The organism is Curvibacter lanceolatus ATCC 14669, assembly GCF_000381265.1.
Lineage (GTDB): Bacteria > Pseudomonadota > Gammaproteobacteria > Burkholderiales > Burkholderiaceae_C > Curvibacter > Curvibacter lanceolatus.
In genome coordinates this window covers 83332-101919 of the sequence record NZ_KB906273.1, presented here as the reverse complement: position 1 = coordinate 101919, position 18588 = coordinate 83332, and the positions used below count along the sequence as shown (strand labels likewise).

16 protein-coding genes are annotated in these 18588 nt (G+C 67.0%); 6 read left to right on the top strand and 10 right to left on the bottom strand.

Annotated elements, in window-relative coordinates; translation table 11 throughout:
* Nucleotides 1-295: 295 nt before the first annotated feature.
* From F624_RS0125690 to F624_RS0125640, 10 genes are all read right to left on the bottom strand, one after another.
* Nucleotides 296-1363 (bottom strand): Bug family tripartite tricarboxylate transporter substrate binding protein, encoded by a 1068-nt coding sequence (locus F624_RS0125690; RefSeq protein ID WP_019577253.1) that lies wholly within the window; start codon nt 1361-1363, stop codon nt 296-298.
* A 72-nt stretch (nt 1364-1435) separates the two neighbouring features.
* On the bottom strand, nt 1436-1891 hold the full coding sequence (locus tag F624_RS0125685) for a MarR family winged helix-turn-helix transcriptional regulator (protein ID WP_019577252.1): 456 nt from the start codon (nt 1889-1891) through the stop codon (nt 1436-1438).
* Between the two features lie 192 nt (nt 1892-2083).
* Nucleotides 2084-3061: a tripartite tricarboxylate transporter substrate-binding protein gene (locus F624_RS0125680; protein ID WP_019577251.1), complete on the bottom strand. Its 978-nt coding sequence runs from the start codon at nt 3059-3061 to the stop codon at nt 2084-2086.
* Between the two features lie 177 nt (nt 3062-3238).
* On the bottom strand, nt 3239-4492 hold the full coding sequence (locus F624_RS0125675; RefSeq protein ID WP_019577250.1) for a phenylacetate--CoA ligase family protein: 1254 nt from the start codon (nt 4490-4492) through the stop codon (nt 3239-3241).
* 223 nt (nt 4493-4715) lie between these two features.
* Nucleotides 4716-5525, bottom strand: coding sequence for an ABC transporter ATP-binding protein (locus F624_RS0125670; protein ID WP_019577249.1), 810 nt, complete (start codon nt 5523-5525; stop codon nt 4716-4718).
* 69 nt (nt 5526-5594) lie between these two features.
* The gene (locus F624_RS0125665) at nt 5595-6929 is read right to left on the bottom strand and encodes an ABC transporter substrate-binding protein (protein ID WP_019577248.1); all 1335 of its coding nucleotides are present in this window, start codon (nt 6927-6929) and stop codon (nt 5595-5597) included.
* 174 nt (nt 6930-7103) lie between these two features.
* Complete coding sequence (locus tag F624_RS0125660; protein WP_019577247.1) at nt 7104-8180, bottom strand: branched-chain amino acid ABC transporter permease; 1077 nt, start codon at nt 8178-8180, stop codon at nt 7104-7106.
* Between the two features lie 154 nt (nt 8181-8334).
* Nucleotides 8335-9264: a branched-chain amino acid ABC transporter permease gene (locus F624_RS0125650; RefSeq protein WP_019577246.1), complete on the bottom strand. Its 930-nt coding sequence runs from the start codon at nt 9262-9264 to the stop codon at nt 8335-8337.
* 16 nt (nt 9265-9280) lie between these two features.
* Nucleotides 9281-10066, bottom strand: a complete 786-nt coding sequence (locus tag F624_RS0125645; RefSeq protein ID WP_019577245.1) for an ABC transporter ATP-binding protein — start codon at nt 10064-10066, stop codon at nt 9281-9283.
* A gap of 17 nt (nt 10067-10083) precedes the next feature.
* On the bottom strand, nt 10084-12030 hold the full coding sequence (locus F624_RS0125640; RefSeq protein ID WP_019577244.1) for an AMP-dependent synthetase/ligase: 1947 nt from the start codon (nt 12028-12030) through the stop codon (nt 10084-10086).
* Between the two features lie 159 nt (nt 12031-12189).
* Between F624_RS0125640 and F624_RS0125635 the strand changes: the two genes are divergently transcribed.
* The 6 genes from F624_RS0125635 to F624_RS0125615 all read left to right on the top strand — a co-directional run bounded on the left by F624_RS0125635 (nt 12190) and on the right by F624_RS0125615 (nt 18541).
* Nucleotides 12190-12906, top strand: a complete 717-nt coding sequence (locus F624_RS0125635) for a Crp/Fnr family transcriptional regulator (protein ID WP_019577243.1) — start codon at nt 12190-12192, stop codon at nt 12904-12906.
* Nucleotides 12907-13062: 156 nt separating this feature from the next.
* Nucleotides 13063-13671, top strand: coding sequence for a methylamine utilization protein (locus F624_RS0125630; RefSeq protein WP_031256287.1), 609 nt, complete (start codon nt 13063-13065; stop codon nt 13669-13671).
* Nucleotides 13668-14978 carry a diguanylate cyclase domain-containing protein gene (locus tag F624_RS36050; protein WP_245573736.1) on the top strand — a complete coding sequence of 437 codons (1311 nt, stop codon included), beginning with the start codon at nt 13668-13670 and terminating at the stop codon, nt 14976-14978. The genes F624_RS0125630 and F624_RS36050 overlap by 4 nt, the downstream gene beginning before the upstream one ends.
* Nucleotides 14881-16026, top strand: coding sequence for a putative bifunctional diguanylate cyclase/phosphodiesterase (locus F624_RS36045; RefSeq protein WP_245573735.1), 1146 nt, complete (start codon nt 14881-14883; stop codon nt 16024-16026). The genes F624_RS36050 and F624_RS36045 overlap by 98 nt, the downstream gene beginning before the upstream one ends.
* Before the next feature lie 67 nt (nt 16027-16093).
* Entirely contained in the window at nt 16094-17479 is a 1386-nt protein-coding gene (locus F624_RS0125620; RefSeq protein WP_019577241.1) for a pseudouridine synthase, read from the top strand.
* A gap of 129 nt (nt 17480-17608) precedes the next feature.
* Entirely contained in the window at nt 17609-18541 is a 933-nt protein-coding gene (locus F624_RS0125615) for an exopolyphosphatase (protein ID WP_019577240.1), read from the top strand.
* Nucleotides 18542-18588 lie beyond the last annotated feature (47 nt).

The following is an 18588-nucleotide window of genomic DNA, read 5'->3' as shown; positions in this document are numbered from 1 at the left end:
CCTCCCGTCGGGCACGGCGAGCAGCGCAGACTTGGGCGGATAAAGGGCTCGCGTCTGTTTGAGCGCAGCGAGTTTAGCGAGACCCCGCCCAAGTTGAGCAGCGCAGCGGACCCTGCGCAGCAGGGCGTGCACGTCGGGTCGCCTTTCTTTGCTTACTTTCTTTGGCGAGACAAAGAAAGTGAGGCGCCCGCCGGGGCGCAATCCCGGCCTCCGCCCTCAAACGAAGAGCAGAACCACCAGAGCGCAGCGGAGACGCAAACTCGCGTACCAAGTGCCCGCAGCGGGCGCCCGCCCTTTAATCCACCTTCGCCCCAGAAGCCTTCACCACCTGAGCCCACTTCCGGTGCTCACTGTCGATCAACTTCGCAAACTCAGCCGGTGTGATACCACTCGGTATCGCCCCCTGCGCCTGCAGCTTTTCCTTGAAGGCCGGGGCCGCCAGCGCCTTGGCCACCTCCTGCTGGATGCGGTTCACGATCTCGGGCGGCGTGCCGGCCGGGGCCAGCAGGCCGAACCACGAGCTGGCTTCGAAGCCCTTCAGGCTGGGGCCGCCGGCCTGCTCCACGGTGGGCACGTCGGGCAGGGCGGGTGAGCGCTGTGCGCTGGTCACCGCCAGGGCCTTGAGCTTGCCGGCCTTGATCTGCTGCATGGCCGAGGGCAGGTTGTCGAACATCACGTCCATGTTGCCGCCCACCAGGTCCATCAGGGCCGGGCCCGAGCCCCGGTAGGGGAAGTGGATCATGTAGGTGCCCGTCATGCTCTTGAACAACTCGCCCGCCAGGTGGATCGAGGTGCCGTTGCCGCTCGACGCCATGTTCAGCTTGCCCGGGCTGGCCTTGGCCACGCGGATGAAATCCTGCACGTTGTTGATGTTCATCTCGCGCGCCTTCTCGGCGTTCACCACCATCACATTGGGCACCGCCGCCACCAGCGTGATGGGCGCAAAGTCCTTGATCGGGTCGTAGGGCATCTTTTCGTACAGCGCACGGTTGATGCCATGCGTGCCCACCGTGCCCATCAGCAGGGTGTAGCCATCGGCGGGCGACTTGGCCACGATGTCGGCGCCCACGTTGCCACCGGCGCCGGTGCGGTTGTCGATCACAAACGCCTGGCCAAAGGCCTTTTGCAACTCGGGGGCCATGGCGCGGGCCAGCAGGTCGGTGGTGCCGCCCGGGGCAAAGGGCACCACGATGCGCACGGGCTTGCTGGGCCAGGTGCTCTGGGCCAGGGCCTGACGGGCACCCAGGGGGCCCAGCAGCAGGGTCAGGCCCAGCAGGCCCAGGGGCAGGTGGCTCAGCCAGCTGCGGCGGCGCGGGGCCGTGGTGTGGTCGGTGGTGGGAGCCGTGTGGCGGGGGTGGGTCATGTTTGTCTCCGTGCGGTGGGCGGCAACACAGGCCGCCCGGTCATGATGGGCTGGGGCGATCCAGGGGCTGGGTCAGTGGGGGCGCCCGCGCAGTGCCTGTTCTTGCGACAGCACTTCGATCAGGTCGTCCAGGCTTTTTTCGAGCCGCATGCGGCGTGCCGGGTTCAGGCCCCTGAACAGTTCTGCCTCGCGCTCATTGGCCAGGGGCTGGATCTGCTGGTGCAGGGCCAGCCCTTGCGGGCTCAATTGCAGGCACTGGCGGCGTTGGTCCTGCGGGTCGGGGCTGCGCAGCAGCCGGTCCTGCGCCGTCAGGCCGGCCAGCGCGCGGCTGATCGACATCTTGTCCAGGCCCGTCAACTCGGACAGCCGCGCGGCCGACAGGCCGGGCTGCACGGCCAGCAAGGCCATCACACGCCATTCATTGAGGGTCAGCTGGTGTTGGCGCCCGACCTGGTCATGAAAGGGGCGCACCGTGAGGTTCATCAAGCGCACCAGCTTGGAAAACAGCGGGGCATCGGGTGAATTCATGGGGGTGAGCGGTGTAGGTCGTATGACCGGAGGGTGTTTCAAGCGATGGTAACGATCGTTACCAAGCCGACCCCCCCGGGCTTTCCCTGGCTTCCAGACAAGAAAAACCGCCTGGCTCGCGGACGAGGCAGGCGGTTTGGGGGCGGCAAAAAAGCGGGCGTCTTCAGCGGAAGGCGCCCTGCACAGCGCGCATCAGTCGGCGTACACGCCGGCGGCCTTGATGATGGGCGTCCACTTGGCGATCTCGGCTTGCACGAACTTCTTGTGTTCGGCCGGCTCGACGCGGCGGTCGGTGGCCACCACGGCGCCCAGGCCTTCCTGCTTCTTGATGAACTCAGGGTCTTTGAGGGCGGCCTTCAGCGCGGTGTTGATCTTGACCTGGATGTCGGCCGGCGTGCCCTTGGGGGCGTACAGGCCGTGCCAGATGGTGATCTGGAAGTCCTTCACGCCCGACTCGGCCAGGGTGGGCAGGTCTTTCAGCAAGGGGGTGTTCAGGCGCTTGGCCGTGGTCACGGCGTAGGCCTTGACCTTCTTGCCTTCGATCTGGCTGGTGGTGTTGGTGGTCTGGTCGCACAGCAGATCGATCTGGCCGCCGATCAGGTCGGTGATGGCCGGGGCGGTGCCCTTGTAGGGCACGGTGGTCATGTCGGTCTCGATGGCGTTCTGGTACAGCAGCCCACACAGGTGCGAGGCCGAGCCCACGCCCGCGTTGCCCAGGTTGATCTTGCCCTTGTTCTGGGCGATCCAGGTGGCCAGCTCCTTGTAGTTGTTGGCCGGCAGGCTGGGCTTGGCGATCAGGGTCATGGGCACGTCGTTGATGATGCCCAGGTACTCGAAGTCGGACTCGACCTTGAACGGCAGGTTGCGCACCAGGGCCGGCATGGTGGCCATGGCAATGTGGTTCACCAGCAGGGTGTGGCCGTCGGGTGTGGCGCGGGCCACCTTGGCGGCACCGATGGAGCTGCCGGCACCAGCTGCGTTCTCGATCACCACCGAGGTGCCGAGTTGCTTGCGCAGTGCTTCGGACAGGTCGCGGGCCACGCGGTCAGTGGGGCCGCCGGCCGAGAAGGGCACCACCAGGGTGATCGGCTTGTCCTTGAGGGGGAAGTCGGCGGCCAGGGCGCTGAACGATGCAGCGATCAGGGCCACCAGGGGCAGCAGCTTGGTCATGAGAGTCTCCTTCTTGATGGTGCGAAGGATGATAGCCACTGCACGCTCCGGTCGGCATCCCGGGAACTACGTACCCGACCGGCAGAAAACCCTTTGCCATCAAGGGCTTAGAGGTTCGGATGTCGATTGGGCGTCAGCCCCGTGTCAGGCGGCAGGCCGCACCGCGGCCTGCAGGGTTCACTGGTAGCTGCGCGCGTCCTCGATCACCTTGCCGTCGTTGGGCAGGCTGCCGGGGTTGACCAGTTCGACCTCGCCGCGCAGCTTGGTCACCTCGCGGATGGCCTCGGCGATGGCGCCGGCCAGGCCCTCGGCCATCTCGGTGGTTTCGACCTTGAGCAGCATCTGGTCATTGGCCATCTCGCCGCTCACCACCAGGCGCGCCTTGCGCACCTGCGGAAAGCGCCGCGCCACCTCGGCCACCTGGCCCGGGTGCACAAACATGCCGCGCACCTTGGTGGTCTGGTCGGCCCGGCCCATCCAGCCCCTGATGCGGGTGTTGGTGCGGCCCGTGGGGCAGGGGCCTGGCAGCACGGCCGACAGGTCGCCGGTGCCAAAGCGGATCAGCGGGTAGTCAGGGTTCAGCGTGGTCACCACCAGCTCGCCCACCTCGCCCTCGGGCACCGGGTCGCCGGTGCCCGGGCGCACGATCTCGACGATCACGCCCTCGTCCAGCACCAGGCCCTCGCGGGCCGAGGTTTCGTAGGCGATCAGGCCCAGGTCGGCCGTGGCATAGCACTGGTAGCCATCCACGCCACGCGCCAGCAGCCAGTCGCGCAGCGAGGGCGGAAAGGCCTCACCGCTGACCAGGGCCTTGCGCAGGCTGGGCAGGGGCAGGCCCAGCTCAGCGGCCTTCTCGACCAGGATCTTCAGAAAGCTGGGCGTGCCGATGTAGCCCGCCGGCTGCAGCTCGGCCATGGCCTGCACCTGCTGCTCGGTCTGGCCGGTGCCGCCGGGGAACACGGTGCAGCCCAGCGCATGGGCGCCGCTTTCCATCATCGAGCCGGCCGGCACAAAGTGGTAGCTGAAGCTGTTGTGGATCAGCTCGCCGGGCCGAAAGCCCGCGGCATGGATGGCGCGCGCCATGCGCCAATAGTCGCGGCGCGTGCCCTCGGGCTCGTACAGCGTGCCCGGGCTGGCAAACACGCGTGGCATGGCCGCGCCAAAAGCCAGCGCACTGAAGCCGCCGAACACATTGCCGCCGGCGGCGCGGGCCGCCTGCTGGCGTTCCAGCAGCTCGTGCTTGCGCGTCACCGGCAACTGGGCCAGGGCGGCGCGGCTGTCGATGCGCGCTGCCTCCACCCCGGCCAGCACCTCGCCAAAGGCGGCGGTGCGGGCCTGGGCATGGGCCACTTGCGTGGGCAGGGCGGCCATCAGCGCCGCTTCGCGATCGGCCGGCGTGCGCGTTTCCAGCGCGTCGTAGCTTGAGGTCATGGTGAATTCCTGTGAGGGGTGGACTCGGGCAGGGCTTGGGGCCATTCGGGGGCCACCAGGTGGGTTGCGGCCCCGTTCGCAGCCCAGGTCGCGGCAGGCCGGTCGGCTGATTCGGACCAGGCGCTGGCCGCCTGCAAGGGGCGACTCGCGCCTGGCCAGACACTGGGCAGGCCCTCGGGCCGTGCCCAGGCGCAGGGGGTGTTCAGACGCAGAAAAGAAGGTGTCATGCCAGCCAGCGCTTGCGGCGCTTGTAACTTTTCACGTCTTTGAAGCTCTTGCGTTCGCCGCCGCCCACGCCCAGGTAGAACTCTTTCACGTCTTCGTTGCTGGCCAGGTCGCTGGCGGCGCCATCCATCACCACGCGGCCGCTTTCCATGATGTAGCCGTAGTCGGCGTACTTCAGGGCCATGTTGGTGTTCTGCTCGGCCAGCAAGAAGGTGACCTTCTCCTTGGTGTTGAGGTCTTTCACGATGTTGAACACCTCTTCGACGATCTGCGGCGCCAGGCCCATCGAGGGCTCGTCGAGCAGCACCATGCTGGGGTTGGCCATCAGGGCGCGGCCGATGGCGCACATCTGCTGTTCGCCGCCCGAGGTGTAGGCCGCCTGCGAGGTGCGACGTGTCTTGAGGCGCGGAAAGTAGTTGTAGACCTTCTCGAGGTTGGCCGCCACCTCGCCCTTGTCGGCGCGGGTGTACGAGCCGGTCATCAGGTTCTCTTCGATCGTGAGGTGGGCAAAGCAGTGCCGGCCCTCCATCACCTGCACCACGCCGCGCTTGACCAGGTCGGCCGGCGACAGGTTCTCGATGCGCTCGCCCCGCAGCTCGATCGAGCCCTTGGTGACTTCGCCGCGTTCGCCCTTGAGCAGGTTGGAGATGGCGCGCAGCGTGGTCGTCTTGCCGGCGCCGTTGCCACCCAGGATGGCCACGATGCCGCCTTCGGGCACCTGCAAAGAGACGCCCTTGAGCACGAGGATCACATGGTTGTAGATCACCTCGATGCCGTTGACGTTGAGAACGATGTTGGGTTTGTCCATGGCACTTCTTTGTGGAGAGGTCGGGGCGTGCCGGGCGCTGGCCCGGCACGGAACCATTGCGTCAAGCCATCAAGACTGGCAATCCGCCGGGGTGCGCGGGGTCAGCTTCTTCTCGGCGGCATACTTGGCGGCCGCCGCCTTGACCATGGGCTTGATGATCTGCTCGTCACCCTGCATCCAGTCGCTGGTGATCTTCCAGGCCTTGCCGTCCCAGCTGTGCATGCGGGCCCAGTAGGCACCCATGTGGTCCTGGCACGAGGTGCTGATGGGGCGCAGCACGCCACCAAAGCCCAGCGCATCGAGCTTGGCCTGGGTCAGGTTCAGGTTTTCGAGGCCCCAGCGCACCTGATCGCCGTTCATGACCTTGCCCTTGCCATAGCGCTCCTGGGCGGCGCGGATGCCTTCCACGGTCAGCATCGCGCTCATGGCGCCACGCAGCCACAGCACCTGGCCCACTTCCTCCTTGGGGCCCGTGCCCTGGCCCTTGGCGTGCAGCGTGGCCAGGGCTTCCTTGACCAGCTTGGCGTCGAAGTCGGAGCTGTTTTGCAGCGCCACGGCGTTGTAGCCCTTGGCGCCGTCGCCCACGTCACGCACATCGGGTTCGGCACCCGACCACCACACGCCGTACATCTTCTCGCGCGGGTAGCCGGTGGCCTGGGCTTCCTTCAGGGCGGTGGAGTTCATCACGCCGAAGCCCCACAGAATCGTGTAGTCGGGGCGCGACTGGCGGATCTGCAGCCAGGTGGCCTTCTGCTCCACGCCCGGGGCCGTCACCGGCAGCAGCTGCAGCTCGAAGCCGTGCGCCTTGGCGCGCTCCTGGATGATGGGCAGGGCCTCTTTGCCGAAGGGGCTGTCGTGGTAGACCAGGGCGATCTTCTTGCCCTTGAGCTTGTCCAGCCCGCCTTCTTTCTTGCCGATGGCCTGCACGAGCACATCGCCCGCCACCCAGTAGTTGCCGGCCAAGGGGAAGTTCCACTTGAACACCGTGCCGTCAGCGCTCTCGCTGCGGCCATAGCCCAGCGTCACCAGCGGGATCTTGTCGGTGGGGGCCTTTTCGGTGATGGCAAAGGTGGCGCCGGTGGACCAGGGCTGGATCACGGCCGCACCGCCATGGTTGCCCTTGAGGCGCTCATAGCACTCCACGCTGCGCGCGGTGTCGTAGCCGGTCTCGCATTCTTCGATCAGCAGCTTCACGCCATTGATGCCGCCACGCGCGTTGACGAGCTTGTAGTAGTCGACGATGCCGTTGGCAATCGGCGTGCCGTTGGGCGCGTAGGGGCCCGTGCGGTACGACAGCACCGGCATGTACTGCTCCTTCGCCTGAGCGAAGGCCGACGTGCTGACGAGGGAGGAAACGCCTGCGGCAAGCAGGGTGGCGGCGAGGGCCAGTTGGCGAATCTTCATGGTTGTCTCCGTTGTTGAGGTTGGAAAAGCACGGTCAGGAAAAAATGGGCAGCGAGCACACGAAGTGAGGGAGCGTGGGGGTCAGCCAGCCGGCGCCGGGCCGCCCCAAGGCGGCTGGGGCCCCCTTGGGGGGCAGCGAGCACACGAAGTGAGGGAGCGTGGGGGTCATGTTCTTCAGTGGGGGAAGGGCCAGAGGCGCAGCTTTTGTTTTGCTGTGGACCACAGCTTGGCCAGGCCATGCGGCTCGACGATCAGGAACCACACGATCAGGCCGCCAAAGATCATCAGCTCGGCGTGCGAGGCCGCGGTGGTGCTGATGTCGCGCCCGATCAGCCCGGCCAGGAAGGGCAGGAACTGGTTCAGCGCGATCGGCAGCACGACGATGAAGGCGGCGCCGAAGAAGCTGCCCATGATCGAACCCAGCCCGCCGATGATCACCATGAACAGCAGCTTGAACGACAGGTCCACCGAGAAGGCGCCCGGCTCCCAGGCGCCCAGGTAGAAGAAGGCCCACAGCGCACCGGCCACGCCGATGATGAACGAGCTGACCGCGAACGCGCTGAGCTTGGCGTACATGGGGCGGATGCCGATCACGGCGGCGGCCACGTCCATGTCGCGGATGGCCATCCACTCGCGTCCGATGGCGCCGCGCACCAGGTTCTTGGCCCCCAGCGCGATCACCGCCAGGGCGCACAGGCAGAACAGGTACTTGCTCACGTCGCTCTCCAGCGCAAAGCCGAACACCTGCAGGTTGGACACCGCCACCGAGCCCGAGGAGTTGTCCAGCGTGAACCACTTGATGCGCAGGAACATCCAGTCGGCAAAGAACTGCGCCGCCAGCGTGGCCACGGCCAGGTACAGCCCCTTCACCCGCAGGCTGGGCAGCCCGAACAGAATGCCGAAGGCCGTGGCGCACAGGCCGCCGAGGATCAGCGTGGGGATCAGCGGCATGCCGGGGATGCGGGCAAAGAAGTTGTAGGCCCCGTAGGCACCCACCGCCATGAAGGCGCCCGAGCCCAGCGAGATCTGGCCGCAGTAGCCCACCAGGATGTTCACCCCCAGCGCGGCCAGCGACATGATCACAAAGGGGATCAGGATGGCGCGGAACAGGTAGTCGCTGGCCGTCAGCGGCACCACCACAAAGGCCAGGGCCAGCAGGGCGAAGATGAAGAAGCGGTCCTGCGTGATCGGGAAGATCTGCTGGTCGGCGCGGTAGGTGGTCTTGAACTGACCGTTCTCACGGTAGAGCATGGTGTGTCTCCTGGTGTTCTTGTTGTGGCTTAGACGGGATCAATGATCTTTTGGCTTCGGCCCGCTGCGCTTGACTTGCGGTGCAAGTCAGCCTGCACCGAAAGCTCATCGCTGGCCGTTGCCGGCCCGGAATCTTTCAGATTCATCGCGTACTTCATACGCGATCGATGATCTTTTCGCCGAACAGGCCTTGAGGTCTGAACAGCAGGAACACAAGGGCCAGGACGTAGGCGAACCAGATCTCGATGCCGCCGCCCACGAAGGGGCCGAGGTAGACCTCGGAGAGTTTTTCGCCCACGCCGATGATCAGGCCGCCGATGATGGCGCCGGGCACCGAGGTCAGGCCGCCCAGGATCACCACCGGCAGGGCGCGCAGGGCCACGGTGGCGAGCGAGAACTGCACGCCCAGCTTGCTGCCCCAGATCATCCCGGCCACCAGGGCCACCACACCGGCCACGCACCACACGATCACCCAGATGCGGTTGAGCGGGATGCCGATCGACTGCGCGGCCTGGTGGTCGTCGGCCACGGCGCGCAAGGCCCGGCCGGTGGCGGTCTTCTGGAAGAACACGCTCAGCGCAGCCACCAGGGCTGCGGCGATGGCGGCGGCGATCACGTCTTCCTTGTTGATCAGGATGCCGCCCTGGAACAGCGACTCCAGCGCGAACATCGGGTCTTTGGGCATGCCCACGTCGATTTTGTAGACGTCGCTGCCGAACAGCGACTGGCCCAGGCCTTCCATGAAGTAGGTGATGCCCAGCGTGGCCATCAGCAGGGTGGCGCCCTCCTGGTTGACCAGGTGGCGCAGCACCAGAAACTCGATGGCCCAGGCCACCGCGAACATCACCACGCCCGCCACCACGAAGGCCAGCAGATTGGCCACGATGGCGTTGTCAAGGCCCGTCCAGGCCGGAATCCACTCGGCAAAGCGCGCCATCGCCAGGGCCGCGAACAGCACCATCGCGCCCTGCGCAAAGTTGAACACGCCCGAGGCCTTGTAGATCAGCACAAAGCCCAGCGCGACCAGGGAGTACAGCATGCCGGCCATGAGGCCGCCAATCAGGGTTTCGAGAAAAAATGCCATGTTCTGTCCCTCGTGATCAGTGGCCAGCGCCGAGGTAGGCGCGGATCACGTCTTCGTTGTTGCGAACTTCGTCGGGCGCGCCGTCGCCGATCTTCTTGCCGTAGTCCAGCACCACCACGCGGTCCGAGATGTCCATCACCACGCCCATGTCGTGCTCGATCAGCACGATGGTGGTGCCGAACTCGTCGTTCACGTCGAGGATGAAGCGGCACATGTCCTGCTTCTCTTCCACGTTCATGCCGGCCATGGGCTCGTCCAGCAGCAGCACCTGCGGCTCCATGGCCAGGGCACGGCCCAGGTCGACCCGCTTTTGCAGGCCGTAGGGCAGCTGGCCCACGGGCGTCTTGCGGAAGGCCTGGATCTCCAGGAAGTCGATGATGCGTTCCACGAACTCGCGGTGCCGGATCTCCTCGCGCTCGGCCGGGCCGATGCGCAGCGCCTGCAGCAGCAGGTTGCTTTTGATCTTCAGGTTGCGGCCCGACATGATGTTGTCGAGCACGCTCATGCCCTTGAACAGCGCCAGGTTCTGGAAGGTGCGTGCCACGCCCATCTCGGCCACCTGACGCGAGTTCATGTGGTCAAAGGTCTTGCCGCGGAAGGTGATCGACCCCTCAGACGGGGTGTACACCCCGTTGATGCAGTTGAGCATCGAACTCTTGCCGGCGCCGTTGGGGCCGATGATCGAGCGGATCTCGTGCTCGCGCACATTGAACGAGATGTCGGTCAGGGCCTTCACGCCGCCGAACCGCAGGCTGATGTTCTTGACGTCGAGGATGACGTCGCCAATCTTTTTGGTGCTCATGGTGGTGCGGTGTGGGGTCAGGCTGCGGTCTTCACCGGGGCAAAGGTCTTGGCGTCCGACAGCTTCAGCGTGGCGCTCACGCTGCCGGTGCGGCCGTCTTCGAACTTGACCTGGGTCTCGATGTACTGCTCGGTGGCGCCGCCATACAGCGCTTCGACCAGCACCGCGTACTTCTCGCCGATGTAGCCGCGGCGGACCTTGTTGGTGCGGGTCAGCTCGCCATCGTCGGCGTCCAGCTCTTTGTGCAGCACCAGGAAGCGGCTGATCTGCGAGCCCGCCAGCAGGGCGTCGGCGGCCAGGTCGGCGTTGACCTTTTCCACGCATTCGAGCATCAGCTGGTAGACCTGGGGCTTTTGCGCCAGGTCGGTGTAGCCGGCATAGGGCAGGTTGCGCCGCTCGGCCCAGTTGCCCACCGCGTCGAAGTCGATGTTCAGCATCACGCACACCCGGTCGCGCCCGTCGCCCAGGGCCACGGCCTCCTTGATGTGCGGGAAGAACTTGAGCTTGTTCTCCACGTACTTCGGCGCAAACATGGCGCCGTCGTTGGCCCCGCCCTTGAGGCGGCCCACATCCTTCACGCGGTCGATGATCTTCAGGTGGCCATGGGCGTCGATGAAGCCCGCATCGCTGGTGTGGTACCAGCCGTCTGCGCTGAGCACCTCGGCCGTGGCCTTGGGGTTCTTGTAGTACTCCTTGAGCAGGCCGGGCGACTTGACCAGGATCTCGCCGTTGTCGGCGACCTTGATCTCCACTCCCTGGCAGGGCACGCCCACGGTGTCGGCGCGGGCCTCGTGGTCGGGCTGCAGGCACACGAACACGGCGGTTTCGGTGGAGCCGTACAGCTGCTTGAGGTTGATGCCGATCGAGCGGTAGAAGGTGAACAGGTCCGGCCCGATGGCCTCGCCCGCGGTGTAGGCCACCCGCACCCGCGACAGGCCCAGCGTGTTGCGCAGCGGGCCGTAGATCAACAGGTTGCCCAGGCCGTACTGCAGCGCACCGAGCGCGCCAATCGGCTTGCCGTCCATGCGGTCGGGGCCGAAGCGCTTGGCAATCGCCATGCACTTGTGGAACAGCGTGCGCTTGAGCCAGCCCGCGTCTTCCATGCGGATCATCACGCTGGTCAGCAGCCCTTCGAACACGCGCGGCGGGGCAAAGTAATAGGTGGGGCCCACTTCGCGCAGGTCGATGGCCACGGTGGCGCCCGACTCGGGGCAGTTGACCACGTAGCCGCAGCTCAGCCACTGCGAGTAGCTGAAGATGTTCTGCCCGATCCAGGCCGGCGGCAGGTAGGCCAGCACCTCTTCGGCCGAGTTCAGCTTGTCAAAGCTGGCGCCGGCCTCGGCGCGGTCGATCAGCGCACGGTGGGTGTGCACCACGCCCTTGGGGTTGCCCGTGGTGCCGGATGTGAAGAACATGGCCGCCACATCGTCGGGCTGGGCCTTGTCGACCTCTTCGCGCCAGAAGTCGGGGTGGTTCTGGGCAAACACCTGGCCGCTGGCCACCAGCTCGTCGAGTGCGCCCAGGCCCGGGTCGGTGTAGTTGCGCAGGCCGCGCGGGTCGTCGTAATAGATGTGGCTCAGGGCGGGGTACTGCTCGCGCACCTCCAGCATCTTGTCTACCTGCTCCTGGTCTTCCACCAGGCAGTAGCGCACCTCGGCGTTGTTGAGCGGAAACACGCACTCGGCGGCCGCCGCATCCTGGTACAGCGGGATCGGGATCGCGCCCAGCGACTGCGCCGCCAGCATGGTGGCGTACAGGCGCGGTCGGTTGGCCCCGATCACCACCATGTGCTCGCCGCGCACCAGGCCGGCCTGGCGCAGGCCGCAGGCAATGTGCTCGACCAGGTGGGCCAGGTCAGACCAGCTGCGGGTCTGCCAGATGCCGTATTCCTTTTCTCGGATCGCTGGCGCCTGGGGGCGCTCGCTCGCATGCTTTTGCAGCAGGCGGGGAAACGTGGTGTGCATGACGGTTCCTTGTCTCCAGTTGGATGGGGCGGACTCTGCGGTCGCCGCCGGTATGCAACGAATCGTATGCAGGGGTTTGACGTCGTGTTGTCGTTGCAATGACAATTTGCGGGTTGTCCCTTGTTCGGACTTTCCCCAGTTCTGCCCCGGAGGTGTTGCATGGCCAGCGAGTCTGCGTTGTATCAGCGTCGTCGCCCCCCGACGGCGGATGAATTGGCCGGCATCCCCTGGCTGCACCACCTGCAGCCCAACGAGCGCCAGCGCATCGAGCCTCAGCTGGTGGTGGGCGATGCCCTGCCGGGCGACTACATCTGCCGCATGGGCCGGCCCGTGAACTACTGGTTCGGCGTGGTCGAGGGCCTGCTGAAGATGAGCGCTGACAGCGCCCAGGGCCACCCCATCACCTTCACCGGCGTGCCCCCGGGCGGCTGGTTTGGCGAGGGCACGGCCATGAAGCGCGAGCCCTACCGCTACAACATCCAGGCCCTGCGCCGCAGCGTGGTGGCGGGCCTGCCGCTGGAAGAGTTCCACTGGCTGCTGGACCACTCGCTGGGTTTCAACCGCTTTGTCATGAACCAGCTCAATGAGCGCCTGGGCCAGTTCATCGCCGCGCGCGAGATCGACCGCATGAACAACCCCGACGTGCGCGTGGCGCGCAGCCTGGCCGCGCTGTTCAACCCCGTGCTCTACCCCGGTGTGGGCGAGGTGCTGCGCATCACCCAGCAAGAGCTGGCCTACCTGGTGGGCCTGTCGCGCCAGCGTGTGAACGAGGCGCTGCGCAACCTGGAGCGCCAGCAGATCATCCGCGTGGAGTACGGCGGCCTGCGGGTGCTGTCGGCCGAGGGGTTGCGCTCCACCCTGCAATCGCTGCCCTGAGCCCGGCTGCCGGGGCTTGGGCCGGGTAGGTTGGGGTTTTGGGGCTTTGGGGCCGGTGTCACCGGCAATCGGCTGGTTGCTTGTACGATGCCTGCTGGTAACAAATGTTTGCGTGTGTGCTGGCGCCACGCTCACAAGGTCGGCTGGAGATAGGCAATGAAGAGCGTTTGGATCAGTCTTGGGGCTTTCGTGGCCGCTTCGGTGGGCACCGGCTGCCTGGCAGCCAGCGTGCAGTTCGACGTGCGCGACGAGGCCGGCAAACCCCTGTCTGACGCCGTGGTGTTTCTCGAGTCGCCCGAGGCGGCCAAGGCCGTCAAGCCCCTGCAGGGCGCCGAGATGGCCCAGCAGGGCAAGGAATTCGTGCCCCGGGTGCTGGTGGTGACCAAGGGCACCGAGCTGGCCTTTCCCAACCGCGACAAGGTGCGCCACCACGTCTATTCCTTTTCGCCGGCCAAGAAGTTCGAACTCAAGCTGTATGCGGGCACCCCGGCCAACCCGGTGCTGTTCGACCAGCCCGGCGTGGTGCTGCTGGGCTGCAACATCCACGACTCGATGGTGGGCTGGGTGCTGGTGGTCAACACCCCGTACCACGGGCTGAGCCAGGCCGGCCGCCTGACCCTCGACAACGTGCCGGCCGGCAACTACCGCCTGCGCAGCTGGCACCCCGGCCTGCCGGTGGGCGCCGCCGCGCTCGACCAGGCCCTGGTGGTGCCGGCCAGTGGCCCTGTCACGGCCAGCGTGCGCATGACGGGGCTGGCACCGTGATCCCTCGCCTCAAACGCGGCGCCGCCAGCCTGATCACGCGGCTGGTGGGCTTGTCGCTGTTGCTCTTGCTGGTGGTGCAGATCGCCGGCTTTGGCGTGGTGCGCCAGAGCATCGAGGCCAACGCCCGCCGCCAGGTGGCCCGCGAGCTCGACATTGCCGAACACGTGTGGGAGCGCATGCTGGCGCAAAAGGTCGAGCAGCTGCGCGACAGCGCCACCCTGCTGGCGGCCGACTACGGCTTTCGCTCGGCCATCAACTCGGGCGATGTCGAAACCGTGCAGTCGGTGCTGGAGAACCACGGCAGCCGCATCGGCTCCACGGTCACGGCCTTTCTTGACCCGCAGTTCAAGGTCACCGCCTCCAGCCTGGCCGACGAGCACATGGGGCTGGACCAGCGCCTCATCGCCGACTTGCCCGCCTACCTGAGCCGCAACCCCACCGGCGCCCCGCTGATCGTCATCCAGGGCGTGCCCCACCAGTTCGTGATGGTGCCCATGCGCGCTCCGCTGATCATCGGCTGGGTGTTGATGGGCTTCCCCGTGTCGCAAGACCTGGGCAAGGAAATGGGCCTGCTGCTGCAGGTGGATGTGGTGCTGGTCACCCAGTCTGAAGGGCAGCGCCGGCTAGCCTTCTCCACCACCACGCCCGAGGTCACCCAACGCGCCCTGACCCATGCTGACGGGGCCGAACTCAGCGGCGGCAGCGAGCTGGTGCTGGCCCGCCATGTGCCCATGAAAAGCCGCAACGGCGAGGTCGAGACGATTTTGCTGCGCTCGGCCGAAGAGGTGCTGGCCCCGTACCGGCGCCTGCAGTGGCTGCTGGCGCTGATCAGTGGCGGCGGCCTGCTGCTGGTGGCCCTGGGCAGCTCGCTGGTGGCGCGGCGCATCACCACCCCGCTGCGCGACCTGCTGCTGGCCACCCAGCGCCTGGCGGTGGGCGAGTACCAGGCCCCCATCGCCCACCTGGAACGGCGCGACGAGATCGGCAACCTGGCGCGCGCCTTCGACCACATGCGCGTCGACATCGATCAACAGCAAAGCGAGATCCGCCACCTGGCTTACTGGGACCGGCTGACCGGCCTGCCCAACCGCGAGCGCTTTCGCGAGGCGCTGGAGCAGGCCATCCGCGACAACACCCCCCTGGCCCGCCCGCTGGCCGTGGTGTCGCTGGACCTGGACCGCTTCAAGCACGTCAACGATGTGCTGGGCTATGCCTTTGGCGACCGCCTGCTGCAGGCTGTGGCGGGGGCGGCTGCAAAACCTGGTCACCCAGCCCGGCGACCTGGTGGCCCGCCGCGGCGGCAATGAATTTGCCGTGCTGCTGCAAGGCTGCGACGCCCAGGCGGCGCTGGAGTTCACCCAGCGCATCGCCCGCGCCTTTGAAGTGCCCCTGGCCTTTGACGACCAGACCATCGACCTGAGCGCCGGCATGGGCGTGGCCTGCTGGCCGGCCGATGCCGACAACGCCGACCTGCTGCTCAGCCGCTCCGAGATCGCCATGTACACCGCCAAGCGCAAGCTCAGCGGGGCCTTGCTGTACGACGCCGCCTTCGACTCGGCCAGCGGCCAGATGCTGTCGCTGCTGACCGAGATGCGCCGCGCCGTGGAGCACAACGAGCTGCGCCTGTTCCTGCAGCCCAAGGTCAGCCTGCCCGGCGGTGAGGTGCTGGCCGCCGAGGCCCTGGTGCGCTGGCAGCACCCGCAGCGCGGCCTGGTGCCGCCCATGGAGTTCATCCCCTTTGCCGAGCAGACCGGCTTTGTGCGCCAGCTCACCCTGTGGATGTTCGAGGCCGCCACCCGCCTGATCGCCGGCCTGCCCGAGCCCCTGGCGGGGCTGCGCATCTCGATCAACCTCTCGACCCGCGATCTGCTCGACCCCGAACTCAGCACCCGCCTGGGCACGCTGCTGCAGCGCCACGGGGTGCGGCCCGAGCGCTTTTGTCTGGAGATCACCGAGAGCGCCATCATGGACGACCCGCAGCGGGCCGAAACCATGCTCAACCGCCTCTCCGAGCAGGGCTTCAAGCTCTCGATCGATGATTTTGGCACCGGGTATTCGTCGCTGGCCTACCTGAAACGGCTGCCGGTGGACGAGCTCAAAATCGACAAATCCTTCGTCATGGGCATGGAAAAAGACGAAGACGACGCCAAGATCGTGCGATCGACCATCGACCTCGCGCACAATCTGGGCCTCAGCGTGGTGGCTGAAGGCGTCGAAAGCGCCGCCATCATGGAGCGGCTGGGCCAGCTCCAGTGCGACGAAGCCCAGGGCTACCACATCAGCCGGCCATTGCCGGCCGAGGCGTTCCTGACCTGGTGCACACAGCAGACGGCCGCAACCGCCACCGCCGCCTGAGTTTCCCGATTTCAACACGCAGCCGCCTGGCACGCTTTGCAGGCGCTGCGGCTTTCACCTCATCAGCATGTCCGATTCCAAACCCCGACTCACCCTGCGCGCACCGCGCCCCGAAGGCGACAAGGCCGCCAGCCCCCGCAGCGGCGGCGCGGCCCGCCCGCCCTCGGCCGGCCGCCGTGGCCCCGCCCCTGGCGGCAACCGTGATGCGGGCGACCGCCGTGGCCCGGGGGCCGGCCCCCGCAGCGGCCCGGGCGGACGCCCTGGCCCTGGCGGGCCCGGCGGCCCCGGTGGCCCCTTCGGCTCGCGCGGCCCCGGTGGCCCGGGCGGCCCCCGCACCGGCGGCGCCCCCCGTGGCGGCCCCGGTGGCCCGGGCGGCCCCCGCACCGGCGGCGCCCCCCGTGGCGGCCCGCGTGACGATCGGCGCGATGACCGACGTGACGACCGCCGCGATGACCCCCGCGGTGCCCGCCGCGACGACCGCCAGGACGGCGCCCCGCAGGACGACCAGCGCTTCAGCACCCGCACCGGCATCCGCACCTACAACGTGCCCGCCGAGCGCACCCCCATCCCGGTCAAGCGCCCGCTGCCGGCCCCCGGCGCCGAGCGCCGCCCCGACCGGGGTGCACGCCCTGACCGTGGCGAGCGCCCGGCCCGCGCCGAAGGCGCCCCGCGCACCGAGGGTGGCATCGAGACCGTGCGCCTGAACAAGCGCATGGCCGAGTTGCGCCTGTGCTCGCGCCGCGAGGCCGACGACTGGGTCGAAAAAGGCTGGGTGCGCGTGAACGGCGAGGTGGCCGAGATGGGCCAGCAGGTCAAGCACAGCGACCGCATCGAGATCGCCCCCGAGGCCCTGGGCCAGCAAGAGCAGCAGGTCACCATCCTGCTGCACAAGCCCATGGGCTACGTGAGCGGCCAGGCCGAAGACGGGCACGAGCCCGCCGTGGTGCTGGTGCAGGCGGCCAACCACTGGTATGGCGACACGGCCAACATCCGCTTCAACCACTCGCAGCTGCGCGGCCTGGCCCCGGCCGGCCGGCTCGACATCGACTCGGTCGGCCTGCTGGTGCTGACCCAGGACGGGCGCGTGGCCCGCCAGCTGATCGGTGAAGACTCCGACACCGAGAAGGAATACCTGGTGCGCGTCACCTACGCCGCTGTCACCGGCGACGTGGCCCTCAACGTGCAGGCCGCCTTCCCCCCTGAGAAGCTTGAGCTGCTGCGCCATGGCCTGAGCCTGGACGGCGAGCCCCTGCGCCCGGCCCAGGTGGACTGGCAAAACCCCGAACAGCTGCGTTTTGTGCTCAAAGAAGGCAAAAAGCGTCAGATTCGCCGCATGTGCGAGCAGGTGGGCTTGAAGGTGGTGGGCCTCAAACGCATCCGCATCGGCCGCGTGGTGCTGGGCCAGCTGCCAGTGGGGCAGTGGCGCTACCTGAGCCCCGGCGAGCAGTTCTGACGCCACGGGTACCCACCCTGCCAGGGGTGGGGCGCATTTTTTGCGCCAGCGCACGGGAATCACTAAATACAGTCTGTAACATGTGGCCCTGGCCCGAACCGGGCCCTGAACGATCTGCCGGAGATGCCGATGAGCTCGAACAAATACCGTCTTGTGACCCGCAGCGACTTTGATGGCCTGGTGTGCGCCGTGCTGCTCAATGAACTGGAGCTGATCGACGAGATCACCTTTGTTCACCCCAAGGACATGCAGGATGGCAAGGTGGCCATCAGCTCGCGTGACATCACCACCAACCTGCCCTACGTGCCCGGCGCCTACCTGGTGTTTGACCACCACGAGTCGGAAACCGTGCGCAACACCGGCGAGCGTGCCAACCACATCATCGAGGCCCATGCCCCCTCGGCCGCCCGCGTGGTGTTCAACCATTACGGTGGCAAGGCCGCCTTCCCGCGCATCACCGACGAGATGATGGCCGCCGTGGACCAGGCCGACTCGGCCCAGTACTCGCGCGAAGACATCCTCGACCCCCAAGGCTGGGTGCTGCTGAACTACCTGATGGATTCGCGCACCGGCCTGGGCCGTTTCCGCGAGTTCCGCATCAGCAACTACACGCTGATGATGGACCTGATCAAGTACTGCCGCGACCACACCATCGAGCAGATCCTGCAACTGCCCGACGTGCAAGAGCGCGTGACCCTGTACTTTGACCACGCCGCCCGCGCCAAGGAGCAGATCCTGCGCTGCGCTACCCAGATCGACAACCTGGTGGTGCTGGACCTGCGCCAGGAGGAAACCATCTGGGCGGTGAACCGCTTCATGATCTACGCGCTGTTCCCCACCGCCAACATCTCCATCCACGTGATGTGGGGCCTGCAAAAGCAGAACACCGTGCTGGCCACCGGCAAGTCGATCCTCGACCGCAGCAGCAAGACCCATGTGGGCAACCTGATGCTCGAATACGGCGGCGGCGGCCACAATGCGGCCGGCACCTGCCAGATCGCCAACGACCGCGCCGACGAGGTGCTCAAGACCCTGGTGCAACGCATCAACGCCGACGGCTGACCCCGGCCCGGGCGGGGCGCCGAAGGCGTCTTGCCCAACGCCATCCC

What these genes read in the sequence shown, in the direction of transcription:
- F624_RS0125690 (WP_019577253.1), bottom strand. Translation starts at nt 1,363, where the DNA reads ATGACCCACCCCCGCCACACGGCTCCCACCACCGACCACACCACGGCC.
- F624_RS0125685 (WP_019577252.1), bottom strand. Translation starts at nt 1,891, where the DNA reads ATGAATTCACCCGATGCCCCGCTGTTTTCCAAGCTGGTGCGCTTGATG.
- F624_RS0125680 (WP_019577251.1), bottom strand. Translation starts at nt 3,061, where the DNA reads ATGACCAAGCTGCTGCCCCTGGTGGCCCTGATCGCTGCATCGTTCAGC.
- F624_RS0125675 (WP_019577250.1), bottom strand. Translation starts at nt 4,492, where the DNA reads ATGACCTCAAGCTACGACGCGCTGGAAACGCGCACGCCGGCCGATCGC.
- F624_RS0125670 (WP_019577249.1), bottom strand. Translation starts at nt 5,525, where the DNA reads ATGGACAAACCCAACATCGTTCTCAACGTCAACGGCATCGAGGTGATC.
- F624_RS0125665 (WP_019577248.1), bottom strand. Translation starts at nt 6,929, where the DNA reads ATGAAGATTCGCCAACTGGCCCTCGCCGCCACCCTGCTTGCCGCAGGC.
- F624_RS0125660 (WP_019577247.1), bottom strand. Translation starts at nt 8,180, where the DNA reads ATGCTCTACCGTGAGAACGGTCAGTTCAAGACCACCTACCGCGCCGAC.
- F624_RS0125650 (WP_019577246.1), bottom strand. Translation starts at nt 9,264, where the DNA reads ATGGCATTTTTTCTCGAAACCCTGATTGGCGGCCTCATGGCCGGCATG.
- F624_RS0125645 (WP_019577245.1), bottom strand. Translation starts at nt 10,066, where the DNA reads ATGAGCACCAAAAAGATTGGCGACGTCATCCTCGACGTCAAGAACATC.
- F624_RS0125640 (WP_019577244.1), bottom strand. Translation starts at nt 12,030, where the DNA reads ATGCACACCACGTTTCCCCGCCTGCTGCAAAAGCATGCGAGCGAGCGC.
- F624_RS0125635 (WP_019577243.1), top strand. Translation starts at nt 12,190, where the DNA reads ATGGCCAGCGAGTCTGCGTTGTATCAGCGTCGTCGCCCCCCGACGGCG.
- F624_RS0125630 (WP_031256287.1), top strand. Translation starts at nt 13,063, where the DNA reads ATGAAGAGCGTTTGGATCAGTCTTGGGGCTTTCGTGGCCGCTTCGGTG.
- F624_RS36045 (WP_245573735.1), top strand. Translation starts at nt 14,881, where the DNA reads ATGCCTTTGGCGACCGCCTGCTGCAGGCTGTGGCGGGGGCGGCTGCAA.
- F624_RS0125620 (WP_019577241.1), top strand. Translation starts at nt 16,094, where the DNA reads ATGTCCGATTCCAAACCCCGACTCACCCTGCGCGCACCGCGCCCCGAA.
- F624_RS0125615 (WP_019577240.1), top strand. Translation starts at nt 17,609, where the DNA reads ATGAGCTCGAACAAATACCGTCTTGTGACCCGCAGCGACTTTGATGGC.